11 protein-coding genes and 1 riboswitch are annotated in these 12037 nt (G+C 72.5%); of the genes, 9 read left to right on the top strand and 2 right to left on the bottom strand.

Annotated features, from left to right (window positions below):
* The first annotated feature begins 69 nt into the window (after nt 1-69).
* The gene (locus tag ABEG17_RS07285; RefSeq protein WP_406832612.1) at nt 70-2331 is read left to right on the top strand and encodes a right-handed parallel beta-helix repeat-containing protein; all 2262 of its coding nucleotides are present in this window, start codon (nt 70-72) and stop codon (nt 2329-2331) included.
* Nucleotides 2332-2363: 32 nt separating this feature from the next.
* On the opposite strand, the gene ABEG17_RS07280 is transcribed toward ABEG17_RS07285, so the two are convergent.
* Entirely contained in the window at nt 2364-2840 is a 477-nt protein-coding gene (locus ABEG17_RS07280; RefSeq protein ID WP_406832611.1) for an aminoacyl-tRNA deacylase, read from the bottom strand.
* A gap of 55 nt (nt 2841-2895) precedes the next feature.
* Between ABEG17_RS07280 and ABEG17_RS07275 the strand changes: the two genes are divergently transcribed.
* From ABEG17_RS07275 to ABEG17_RS07250, 6 genes are all read left to right on the top strand, one after another.
* Nucleotides 2896-3288 carry a DUF2237 family protein gene (locus ABEG17_RS07275; protein ID WP_406832610.1) on the top strand — a complete coding sequence of 131 codons (393 nt, stop codon included), beginning with the start codon at nt 2896-2898 and terminating at the stop codon, nt 3286-3288.
* Nucleotides 3289-3375: 87 nt separating this feature from the next.
* Nucleotides 3376-3909: a cupin domain-containing protein gene (locus tag ABEG17_RS07270; RefSeq protein WP_406832609.1), complete on the top strand. Its 534-nt coding sequence runs from the start codon at nt 3376-3378 to the stop codon at nt 3907-3909.
* A gap of 253 nt (nt 3910-4162) precedes the next feature.
* On the top strand, nt 4163-5356 hold the full coding sequence (locus ABEG17_RS07265) for an allantoate amidohydrolase (RefSeq protein ID WP_406833151.1): 1194 nt from the start codon (nt 4163-4165) through the stop codon (nt 5354-5356).
* On the top strand, nt 5353-6678 hold the full coding sequence (locus ABEG17_RS07260) for a formimidoylglutamate deiminase (protein ID WP_406832608.1): 1326 nt from the start codon (nt 5353-5355) through the stop codon (nt 6676-6678). The genes ABEG17_RS07265 and ABEG17_RS07260 overlap by 4 nt, the downstream gene beginning before the upstream one ends.
* Nucleotides 6675-7901 carry an imidazolonepropionase gene (gene hutI, locus ABEG17_RS07255; protein ID WP_406832607.1) on the top strand — a complete coding sequence of 409 codons (1227 nt, stop codon included), beginning with the start codon at nt 6675-6677 and terminating at the stop codon, nt 7899-7901. Before ABEG17_RS07260 ends, hutI begins: the two co-directional genes overlap by 4 nt.
* A complete protein-coding gene (locus tag ABEG17_RS07250) occupies nt 7901-8323 on the top strand; it encodes an ankyrin repeat domain-containing protein (RefSeq protein ID WP_406832606.1) in 423 nt (140 codons plus the stop codon). The genes hutI and ABEG17_RS07250 overlap by 1 nt, the downstream gene beginning before the upstream one ends.
* A gap of 123 nt (nt 8324-8446) precedes the next feature.
* Here ABEG17_RS07250 and ABEG17_RS07245 read toward each other — a convergent pair whose 3' ends face one another.
* Nucleotides 8447-8701: a DUF4235 domain-containing protein gene (locus tag ABEG17_RS07245; RefSeq protein WP_406832605.1), complete on the bottom strand. Its 255-nt coding sequence runs from the start codon at nt 8699-8701 to the stop codon at nt 8447-8449.
* 107 nt (nt 8702-8808) lie between these two features.
* A riboswitch (TPP riboswitch) is annotated at nt 8809-8911 on the top strand.
* An 84-nt stretch (nt 8912-8995) separates the two neighbouring features.
* Between ABEG17_RS07245 and ABEG17_RS07240 the strand changes: the two genes are divergently transcribed.
* Entirely contained in the window at nt 8996-9727 is a 732-nt protein-coding gene (locus ABEG17_RS07240) for an ECF transporter S component (RefSeq protein ID WP_406832604.1), read from the top strand.
* Between the two features lie 13 nt (nt 9728-9740).
* Complete coding sequence (locus ABEG17_RS07235; protein WP_406832603.1) at nt 9741-12011, top strand: ATP-binding cassette domain-containing protein; 2271 nt, start codon at nt 9741-9743, stop codon at nt 12009-12011.
* Nucleotides 12012-12037 lie beyond the last annotated feature (26 nt).

The raw sequence follows: 12037 nt of genomic DNA, 5'->3' as shown, positions 1-12037 counted from the left end.
CAAGGAGGCTCGCAGGCACGAAGCGGTGGACCCGGCCGCGAACCGAGGAGCACCATGCCCGGCTGGCGCATGCCCACCCCCACCGTGCCGTCCCTGCTCGTCGCCCTGCTGACCGCGTCCCTCGCCCCGGCGGCCACCGCGACCACGGCGCAGGCTGCCACCGATCCCGTCACCGCCATGAGCGCCCCCCTGTACCAGCGCGTGCAGCCCTCGAGTGGAGCCAACCTCGTCACGCCCTGGGCGGGGGAGGCTTCGACGGCGGCATCCACCTATGGATTCACCACCGACCTGGGTCGCCCCTTCCGGGCGGCGACCTCGCCGAGCACCGGCCTGACGCCGGTCCACCGACTGTTCAAGTCGTCGGCCTCGGACTTCGCCTGGGCGCTCGAGGGCTCCAGCCAGCTGTCCGCCCTTGCCACGGCGGGCTATACGGACCAGGGGACCAACTTCTACGCCTCTGCCACCGACCTCGCCGAGCGCACGGAGCCCGTGCAGGTCTACGGGAAGGGCACGGTCCACCGCCTGGCCCTCGCCGCGTCGGGGAGCACGCTGGTGAGCCAGGGCTGGTCCCTGCAGGGCACCGCCTTCTTCGTCCCCACCATGTCGACGTCGACCGCACCCGCTCCCGTCACCACCAACCCCGTGACCCCCGGCCCGGTCACTGGCACCGCTGGATCTGCGACGGTCGGCAGCACCTCCTACCCGGTCCCTGCCGGAGCCATCCGGGTCTCCACGCGTGGTGACGACCTTGCACCCGGTACCGCCGTCGCTCCGGTGCGCAGCATCGCCCGAGCCATCGCGCTGGCACCGTCCGGCGGGACGATCGTCGTCTCGGGGGGCGCCTACCACGAGTCCCTGGTCATCCAGGGCAAGGCGCTCACCATCCAGAACGCCCCTGGCGAGGCGGTCTGGCTCGACGGTTCGCAGCGGGTGGACGGTTGGGTCCAGGACGGAACGGCCTGGCGCCGCGACGGTTGGACCACGCGCTTCGACCACAGTCCCACGTACACCCAAGGCGCCGCGGACTCGACCACGCCTTTCTGGCAGTTCGTGAACACCCAGTCGTACCCCATGGCCGCGCATCCCGACCAGGTCTTTGTCGACGGGACCGCCCTGCGCCAGGTCCAGTACCGCAGTCAGGTGGCGGGAGGGACGTTCTACCTCGACGAGGGCACGTCGCGGCTGTACGTCGGCACCCAGCCCGCAGGTCACGTGGTCGAGGCCAGCACCCTGGCGAAGGCGCTGAGCATCCGGGGCGGGGGATCCGTGGTCCGTGGCATCGGCATACGCCGCTTCGCTCCCTCGGTCTTCATGCTGGGTGCCGTCACCGTCGAGGCACCACGGGTGCACCTCGAGAACGTCGTGATCGACGACAGCGCGACCACCGGCCTGTCGGTGCAGCGTGAGGATGCCGTTGTCGACCACGTCACCGTCCAGCGCAGCGGGATGCTGGGCATCCACTCACGCTTTGCCGACCGGATCGCGCTGACCAACGTCCGTTCGGCCGGCAACAACGTCGAGCGCTTCAACATCGCCCCGGTCTCCGGTGGGGCGAAGCTCAGCGCATCACGGGGGGTCACGGTGCGGAACAGCGTGTTCTCGGGCAACTACGGGCCAGGTCTGTGGACCGACCAGTCCGTCTACGACACCACCGTGAGCGGATCGATGCTCACCGACAACGCCGGGGACGGGCTGTTCTTGGAGATCTCGGCCAAAGCGGTCGTCGGAGACAACGTCTTCGCCCGCAACGCCAAGGCCGGCCTCAAGGTGGCCAACACCAGCGACGTCAAGATCTGGAACAACTCCTTCCTGGGTAGCGTCCGGCCGATCAACCTGACTCAGGACTCGCGTCGGAACACCAACCCCAACGACTCGTCCGTCGATCCCCGCATCCCGTTCCCCGATCCTGCGATGACGTGGACCCTTGGCCCGGTGGTCATCCGCAACAACGTGATCAGCCAGCCGACCACTGGTGGCAACTGCGTCCTGTGCGTCGAGGACTACAGCAAGCAGGAGACGGCGGCGCAGATGGGCGTCTCGGCCAACGGCAATGTCTACCACCGGCGCGACACGGCGACGCCCACCTGGCTGGTCGTGTGGTCCCGGGGCAGCACCGACCCCTCGGTGTTCACGTCCTTGACGCAGATGGTGTCGACCACGGGGCAGGAGCGCAGGGGCCGTGAGTTCGTCGGGACGGCGGTGCTCAGCTCGACCGGGGTCCCGACGTCCGCGGTGGCGTCGCTGGCGCCGTCCGTCGCCGAGGCGCTCCCCTCGGATGTTGCGGCGCGCATCGGGCGTCCCGCGGGGAGTGTGCATCTCGGCATCTGGTGACTGACCAACAGCTCGCGGGTATGGCGCGGGGCTCAGGCGCTGGGGTCGGTCACGTCGGCGACCTGCGCGCCGAGGACCCGCACGATGTCGTCGGCCTGCGCCGTCGCCGCGACGCCGTGGGCTCCCGCGCCGATCGACACGCGACGACCTGCGACCGTGGCGTCGGCGACGACCGGCCACGGCGTGGTCGAGCCGAACGGCGTGATGGTGCCGCGTTCGTACCCCGTCACGTCCTTGGCCGTCGCGGCATCCGGCATCGACATGCGGTTGACGCCGAGCAGGGCCCGCAGCTTGGGCCAGGAGATCTCACGGCCCCCGGGCACGAGGACGAACAGGTAGTCGTCCTCCGCGCGCCGGACCACCAGCGTCTTGATGATGTCCTCGGGCTGGACGCCCCGGGCGGCCGCGGCCTCCTCGAGGGACCCGACCCGACCGTGCCGGGTGATCGTGTGGTCGATCCCGCTGGCGGTCAGTGCCGTTGCCGCCCGCTCCGCGCCGTCGTCAGCCATGGGGCTCAGCGTATGGCGCGCACGCGCGGAGCGCCCGGCGGTGCATGCTGGGTTCGTGCACGAACTCAACGTCCTCGGCGGCGAGCTGGAGCCCTGCGGGACCGACCCGATGACGGGATTCTTCCGGGACGGATGCTGTCGAACCGGACCCGAGGACCTCGGTCGCCACACGATCTGCGCGGTGGCGACCGTGGAGTTCCTCGAGCACCAGCGCGGCATCGGCAACGACCTGTCCCAGCCGATGCCGGAGTACGGCTTCCCCGGGCTGGTCCCTGGTGACCGGTGGTGCGTCACGGCCCTGAACTGGGCCCGGGCGTTCAGCGACGGGGTCGCAGCCCCGGTCATCCTCGCGTCGACGCACGAGTCGGTGCTCTCGGTGGTGCCGCTGGCGGCACTGCGCCAGCACGCGGTGGATGTGCCGTCCGACGTCAGCTCGCTCGAGCCGTAGGCCGGCCCAGCCCGCTGATCAGGCGAAACGCCCCGGGTGGCGCCTGTCGGAGGACTACCCTCTGGTCACCCAGACCGAGGAGTCGTCATGGCCCAGACCGGACAGACCATCGAGAATCCCGTGACCGGAGAACGCATGACCTTCGTGCGGACGGCGGCGGACACGGGGGGCGCCGAGCTCGTCGTGGAGCTCGAGCTCACGGCGGACGCCTTCCTGCCAGCGGAACACATCCACCAGAAGCAGGAGGAGAAGTTCACCGTGCTCGAGGGGCGGCTGGTGTTCCGTTCCGACGGGCAGGAACGCCTCGTGGTCGCCGACGAGAGCATCGTCGTGCCGCCCGGGACGGCGCACGCGTGGGCCACGGACGGCTCGAGCCAGGCTCGGGTGGCGATCACGTTCACGCCGGCCGGTGCGGCGGAGCACTTCTTCGAGTCCTTCTTCCGCCTGGCCAGGGAGGGCAAGGTCAACGACCGAGGTCTGGCCAACCCGATCCGCATGGCGCAGCTCGCGCGTGCCTACGACATCTTCCTGGCGAGCCCTCCGGTGGCGGTGCAGCGGCCGGTGTTCGCAGCGCTGGACGGCCTGGGCCGTGCCCTCGGCTACGAGCGCTTTCCGGTCTGACCTCGGGCGACTTGGACCCTCGGCCTTCTCGCGACCCGCTTTCGACTCGCTCTCGAACCGCCCTCGACCCGCCCTCGACCCCTCGGGGCGGGGGGCCCGGGGGTGTGGTGTCTCCCATGCGAGACAGATTGAGCGGCCCGACGTGCCCACGACGGTGCGGCGGGGTGTGGAATGGTCCCGGGGTCGGGCCACGACCGCCGTGGACCAGTTCGCCGCACAGCGGAGTCGAGAGGGCAGCGTGAGCTTCGAGTCGATGTGGGCGGACCTGCAGCCGGTCGGGCGCAGCGCCTCCTCCGGGGGCTACCGACGCTTCGCGTGGACCCGCGAGGACCACGACCTGCGCGAGTGGTTCGCCGCCGAGGCGTCCCGGCGGGGCCTGGACCTCACCGAGGACCGGATGGGCAACCAGTGGGCCTGGTGGGGCGACCCCGACCGGGCGGCGCGTGCGGGCGACAAGGGCGTCGTGACCGGCTCCCACCTCGACAGCGTGCCCGACGGCGGCGCCTTCGACGGCCCTCTCGGGGTGGTCAGCGCCTTTGCCGCCGTGGATGCGTTGCGGGACAACGGGTTCACGCCGCACCGCCCCATCGGCGTCGTCAACTTCGTCGACGAGGAGGGTGCGCGCTTCGGCGTCGCCTGCGCCGGGTCGCGGGTCATCACCGGAGCCATGACCGCGGCTCGCGCCCTGGGTCTCGCGGACGCCGACAGTGTCTCGATGGCCGAGGCCCTCGTCGCCGCCGGGCGTGACCCCCACAAGATCGGCCGCGACGACGAGACGCTCGGCCGGATCGGTGCGTTCGTCGAGCTCCACGTCGAGCAGGGGCGGGGCCTGGTCGACCTCGACCACGCGGTCGCCGTCGGCACCGACATCTGGCCGCACGGCCGGTGGCGTCTCGACTTCACCGGTGAGGCCAACCATGCCGGCACCACGCGTCTCGAGGACCGCCACGACGCGATGCTCGGCTTCGCCGGCGCCGTCCTCGCCGCCCGTGAGGCTGCGGTGACCCACGGCTGCGTCGCGACCGTGGGCAAGGTCGCGGTCACCCCCGGCGGCGTGAACGCCGTGCCCAGCGCTGTCACCGGGTGGCTCGATGCGCGTGGTGCGAGCTCACGCGCGGTTCGTCGCGCCGTCGCCGACGTCACCAGCCTGGTCGAACAGGCCGGTGGGTCCGTCACCGAGGAGTCGTGGACGCCGTCGACACCCTTCGACCACGACCTGTCGGCACGCATCGCGGCCGGGCTCGGCGGCATACCTGCGCTCGGCACCGGTGCGGGGCACGACGCGGGCATCCTCGCGAACGCCGGCGTGCCCACGGCGATGGTGTTCGTGCGCAACCCCACGGGGGTCTCACACTCACCTGCCGAGCACGCCGAGCTCGAAGACTGCCTCGAGGGGGTCGTGGCCCTGACCACGGTCCTCGAGGACCTCGCAGGGGAGCGGGCATGACCACCTACTGGGCCGAACACGCCTGGCTGCCAACAGGACTCGCGACTGACGTGCGGTTCGAGGTGGTGGACGGCCGGTTCGCCGCCGTGCACCGCAAGGCCCGTCCGGTGGCTGGCGACGAGCGGCTCCACGGTGTCGTCCTCCCCGGGCTCGCCAACGCGCACAGCCACGCCTTCCACCGCGCGCTGCGCGGTCGCACGCACGTCGACGGAGGCAACTTCTGGACCTGGCGCGACCAGATGTATGCCGTGACGCGGCACCTCACGCCCGAGACCTACTTCGCGCTGGCCCGGGCCGTCTTCGCCGAGATGGCTCTCGCCGGCACCACCGCCGTAGGGGAGTTCCACTACCTGCACCACGCGCCGGGCGGCAAGCGGTACAACGAGCCGAACGCGATGGGCCACGCCCTCCTCGCGGCGGCGCACGAGGCCGGGATCCGGCTGACGCTGCTCGACACCTGCTACCTCGCGGGCGGTCTCACCGGTGACGGTCACCTGCCGCTCGACGAGGTGCAGGTGCGGTTCTCCGACGGCGACGTCGACACCTGGGCCGCCCGCGTCGCGGCCCTCGAGCCAAGCCTGACCACGCGGATCGGGGCGGCGGTCCACTCGGTGCGGGCCATCCCCCGCGACCAGCTCGAACCCATGGCCCAGGTGACCCGGGGACGCATCGTCCACGCCCACGTGAGCGAGCAGCCGGCCGAGAACCTCGCCACCCAGATGTACTACGGCGCCACCCCGACCGCGCTGCTCGCCGAGGCCGGGCTGGTCAACGACCGTTTCACCGCGGTGCACGCGACCCACCTGAGCGACGACGACATCCGGACCCTCGGGCGCCAGCGCGCGACGGCCTGCTTTTGCCCCACGACCGAGCGCGACCTCGCGGACGGGATCGGGCCGGCGCGGGCGCTCGCCGACGCCGGCGCACGGTTGACGCTCGGCTCCGACCAGCACGCCGTGATCGACCCGTTCGAGGAGGTGCGTGGACTCGAGATGCACGAACGCCTGACGAGCAACGAGCGCGGGCGGTTCGCGAGCGACGAGCTGATGCGTGCGGCGAGCGTGGACGGCTACCGCAGCCTGGGCTGGAACGACATCGGCGAGGTCGCCGAGGGCCAGGTCGCCGACTTCGTCCTGGTGCGCACCGACACGGTCAACACGGTGGGATCCAAGGCGACCCAGATCCTCTACAGCGCAACGCGATCCGACGTCGACCTCGTGGTCGTCGGTGGGCGCGTGGTCGTCCGCGACGGCCAGCACGAGCTGGGCGACGTGGCCGACCTCCTGTCCAAGGCGCTCGCCGACGTCAGGGAGCACCGGTGAGCGTCGCAGCGAACGCCGCCGCAGCCGTGTTCAGCACGTTGGTCACCGGGATCGGTGAGCTGGTCACCTGCGAGGGCACCGAGGGGCCGATCGGGGACCGCCTCGGGATCCGGCGCCGGGCCGCCCTGGTCGTCGAGGACGGGAACGTCGCGTGGCTGGGCTCCGCGGACGACGCACCGGCCGCGGACCGCAGGGTCGACGTGGGTGGGCGAGCCGTGCTTCCCGGGTTCGTCGACTCGCACGCCCACCTCGTGTTCGCCGGGGACCGTGGCGAGGAGTTCGCGGCCCGGATGGCCGGCACGCCCTACGACGGCGGGGGCATCGGCGTCTCGGTGGCCGCGACGCGTGCGGCGAGCGACGACGACCTGCGAGCCCTCGTGGCCACCCGCATCGCCGAGATGCGGGCGCAGGGCACCACGACCGTCGAGGTCAAGAGCGGCTACGGCCTGACCGTCGAGGACGAGGTGCGGGCCCTGCGGATCGCCTCCGAGTTCACGACCGAGACGACCTTCCTGGGCGCCCACGTGGTGCCCGCGGAGTACGCGCGTGACCGCGCGGCATACCTCGAGCTCGTGTCCGGCCCGATGCTCGCGGCGGCGGTGCCGCACGCACGGTGGGTGGACGTCTTCTGCGAACCGCACTCGGCGCACGCGTTCACCGCCGACGAGGCGCGTGCCGTCCTCGTGGCCGGTCGGGACGCGGGCCTGGGGTTGCGCGTCCACGGCAACCAGCTCGGGCACGGCCCCGGGGTCCAGCTCGCCGTGGAGCTCGGCGCGGCCAGCGTCGACCACTGCACCTACCTGTCCGACGCGGACGTGACCGCCCTCTCGGACGCGGCCGGCACGACCGTCGCGACGCTGCTCCCGGGCGTGGAGTTCTCGACGCGGTCGCCGTACCCCGATGCCGCCGCCCTCCTGCGTGCCGGTGTCGACATCGCGCTGGCGACCGACTGCAACCCGGGCACGTGCTACTCGTCTTCGATGCCGTTCGTCATCGCCCTCGCCGTCCGGGAGATGGGGCTGTCCCCCGGCGAGGCGGTGTATGCCGCGACCGCTGGCTCGGCGATGTCGCTGCGGCGCAACGACATCGGACGAATCGCGGTGGGCGCGCGAGCCGACCTCGCCGTCCTCGACGCCCCGTCGCACGTCCACCTGTCCTATCGTGCGGGCGTGCCCATCGCGAGCGTCCTCGACCTCGCCGCCGCCAGTGACGGAGACGCCTGATGACCGAGCCCACCGACCGCACCGGGCCCTCGACCGAGCCTTCGACCGAGCCTTCGCCGGAGCTGGTCGAGGTGGGGCACGCGTGCTTCGACTTCGCCCGACACGGCGACACCCGGCGGCTGCTCGCCTACGTCGCCGCAGGTGTCCCGGTCGACCTCACCGACGCGAGCGGGAACACCCTGGTGATGCTGGCGGCCTACCACGGGCACGCGGACGCGGTCCTCGGGCTGGCTGCCGCCGGTGCCGACGTGGACCGAGTCAACGACCGTGGCCAGACGCCGCTGGCTGGTGCGGTGTTCAAGGGCGAGGACGACGTGGTGCACGCGCTGCTCGAGCAGGGCGCGGACCCTGATCGCGGCACGCCGAGCGCGCGGGCGACCGCCCAGATGTTCGGCCGGACCGACCTGATCCCCGGCGGGTGAGGATGGTCGAGCGCCGCCGCCGGGTGGTCCTCGCTGCGCTCCTCGCCCTCATCAGCCGTGCCGCGCCACCCTCCGGGGTGCGCGGCACGGCTGCGTGCGGACCTGGCCGCCGAGCGAGCCGTGTCAGGCTTCGCCCTCCTGCATGGCCTGCGGCAGGTGACCAGCAGACTTCTCGTAGTACTCGGCAGCCTTGCGCGTCATGAGGACCTTGGCGGCACCGGCGGCCAGCCCCGTGAGGGCGGCGAACGCCACGGCATCGCGCCACGGCGTGCGTGGGTCGCGGGGGTCCAGCGTCGAGTCCTTGCCGGCCTTCTTCCAGATCTTCGTGACCAGCACGTTCGCCACGACCCCGGCAAGGACCGCGGATCCCGTTCCCATGACTCTCCACACCATCGGGCCCATGTCATCCTCCACATCGTCGTACCGTCGCGGATCTTTCCGCGGTCGTCCTGTCCAGCCTTGCACAGGGTGGAGTAGCGTGGCACTCGTCACGACAGGGGAGCGCGCAAGCGCTGAGAGTGCGGCCCACCGCAGACCCTCACACCTGATCCGGTTCGCACCGGCGTAGGGAGTCGAGTTCTCACGCACCTGTCGGCCGTCGTGCCTCCTCGGTGCGCCCGGTCGGCAGGGGCAACCCCCTCGGAATCCACAGGATCCTCGGGAGGCACGACCATGAGCACCACCAACACCCCCGCCGGCCCGACCGGCACCGGCAGCACCAGCACCGACAGCACCAGCACCGACAGCAACAAGACCCCCACCACCACGACCGATCCGACCGCGTCCACGAGGCGGGGAAGCATCCGCGCCAGCGGCTCCCTCATGGGGTGGCGCACCGTCGACCTGCTGACCGTCGCCTTCCTGGGCGCCGCGTTCGGCATCGCCTACTGGGGCTGGGGGCTGGCGTACGCAGCGCCGGCCGAGGGCCTCGGCGCGATCTTCCCGCCCCTGCAGGGCATCACCGGCGCACCGTGGCTGATGGCCGGCGTCGTGGGTGGCCTCGTCATCCGCCGTCCCGGCGCGGCCCTCATGTGCGAGGTGGTCGCGGCGCTCGTCTCCATGCTCCCGGGCACGAAGTGGGGTGCCTCCACGATGATCTCCGGCATCCTCCAGGGCCTGGGGGCCGAGATCGCCTTCCTCGTCCTCGGGTACGCCGCGTTCGGCCTCGCTGCTGCTGTGCTCGCCGGAGCGCTCAGCGCGCCCCTCGAAGCGCTCTACGAGTGGGGCACCTACTGGACCGACTGGGGCATGGACTACAAGGTCGTCTATGCCGTCATCCTCACCGTCGCGGGCGCCGTCATCGCTGGTGGCGTGGGCTGGTTGCTGACCCAGGCGCTCGCGCGGGCCGGCGCCCTCGGCGCCTTCCCCGTCGGCCAGGAGGCCAGGGAGACCCGCGCTGTCTGACCGGTCGGGTCCGGTGCTGACCCCCGGTGACGGTGCCGCCGTCACCGGGGACCACCCCGGCCGGGTCGAGGTCCGCGACCTCACCTGGCGCCCCTACGGGCGCCGTGAACCCGTCTTGCGCGGCATCGACCTGGTCATCCCCGCCGGCCAACGGCTGCTCCTCGTCGGCCCCAGCGGCTCCGGGAAGTCCACCCTGCTGCGCGCCCTCGGCGGTGTGCTCGAGGTGGCCGACTCCGGTGACCTGACCGGCACGGTCCTGCTCGACGGCGTCGACCCGGGCGCCCGGGCCGGTGCGGTCGGGCTCGTCCTGCAGGAGCCGGGAGCGGGAGTCGTGTCGGCCACGATCGGCCGTGACGTGGCCTTCGGCCTGGAGAACACCGGTATGCCGCGTGCGGCCATGCCCGAGCGCGTCGACGCTGCGCTCGCCTCGGTCCACCTGACGATGCCCCGGGACACCCCCACCCACGCGCTGTCCGGTGGCGAACAGCAGCGGCTCGCCCTCGCGGGCGCACTCGCCCTCGAGCCCAGCCTGCTGCTCCTCGACGAGCCGACGGCCATGCTCGACCCGGAGAACGCGGCGTCGGTCCGCGAGGTCGTCGCCGAGGTCACGGGGTCGCGCGAGCTGACCACGGTCGTCGTCGAGCACCGGCTCGGGCCGTGGATCGGGTTCGCCGACCGGCTCGTCGTCCTCGACGAGCAGGGCCGCATCGTCGCCGACGGTGACCCGCACGAGGTGCTCGACACCCACGCGGAGGCTCTCGCGGCGCAGGGGATCTGGGTGCCGGGAGTGCCGGACCCGCAGCCTCGCCCGGTCCCGGCAGGGACGTTCGGACGCGGGCGCCTGGGGGCCCACGTGGTCGCCCTCGACGCCGTCGACCTGCGCGTCGAACGCTCGGTGCGCAGCCTCGACGGCTCGACACGCACCAGCGTGGCCGTGGCCGGGCGGTGGTTGCAGCTGCGCAGCGCCGAGACGCACGCGCTGGTCGGTCCCTCGGGGGCCGGCAAGTCGACCCTGATGCTGGCGTTGGCGGGGCTCGTCGACCGGCAGGCGGGTGAGGTCAGGGTGCACCCGGACCTCGCGGTGCACGCCGGGCGCGACCCGCGCGAGTGGTCCACGACGGACGTCGCCCGGACCCTGGCATGGGTGCCGCAGTGGGCCAGCTCCACGTTGGTGGCGACGACCGTCCTCGACGAGGTGATGACGACGTCGCGGGCCCTCGGCCTCGTCGAGTCGGAGGCCCTCGAGCGCTGTCGCTCCCTGCTCGCCGCCCTCGGCCTGGGGCACCTCGAGCAGGCCGACCCCCGACACCTCTCAGGCGGTGAGCAACGCCGTCTCGCCATGGCCTCCGCGGTCGCCCACCAGCCCGCCATCCTGCTCGCCGACGAGGCCACCGTCGGTCAGGACCGCCACACCTGGGCAGCGGTCACCGGCATCCTCGAGGCCCTGCGTGACGCCGGCTCGGCCGTGGTCGTCACGACCCATGACGACGGGGTCGTGGCCCGTGCCGACCGGGTCACCACGATCTCGCGCCCGTCCCAGCCGCCACCTGCGCCCACGCCCCGGCGGCCCCTCGTGGCGAGGGCCGGGCCGTTGGCACTGCTCGGTGCCTCGGTGCTCGCCATACCTGCCGGGGTGGCCTCACCGCACTGGCACACGAGCCTGGCGGTCCTGGCCACCCAGGTGGTCCTCGCCGTCGTCGCGCTGTCCGCCCCCGGCCGGGGGGCCCGCCCGCGTGGACGCACCAGGGGAGTGGCCCTGCGGATGGTGCCCGGTCTCGTCGGAGCCTTGTCCGTCGCCTGGTCGACGTGGTTGCTCGGCACGCGTGACCTCGACGTCGTCGCCACGGCGGGTCTGCGGGTCCTCATCATCGTGCTGCCCTCGGCCGTCCTCGTCCAGCACGTCGACGCGGACGCCCTCGGCGACCACCTCGCCCAGCAGCTGCGGCTGCCCGCTCGCCCCGTCGTGGCGCTCGCTGCCGCGCTGCAGCGGGTGCACACGTTCGGCGACATCTGGGCCGAGATCTCCCGGGCCCGACGGGTGCGCGGCATCGCCGCCACCGCCCGCTCGCCGAAGTCCGTGCTGGGCGAGATCTGGGCGCTGACGCTGGGCATGCTGGTGCGTTCGCTGCAGGCCGCCGCCGCTCTGGCCGTGGCGATGGACGCGCGCGGGTTCGCGACGGCGTCGCGGCGGACCTGGGCCCAGTCCGCACCGTGGCGCCGCGCGGACAGCCTCGTCCTGCTGCTGTCGTTGCTCCCCGTCGCGGTCGCCGTCCTCGGCCACTGAGTCCCCCGGCGCCTTCGTTCGGGGGC

Origin of the sequence: Pedococcus sp. KACC 23699 (genome assembly GCF_045348425.1) — a bacterium.
Lineage (GTDB): Bacteria > Actinomycetota > Actinomycetes > Actinomycetales > Dermatophilaceae > Pedococcus.
The sequence above is the reverse complement of the archived record's forward strand: the minus strand, read 5'-3'. Positions and strand labels throughout refer to the sequence as shown.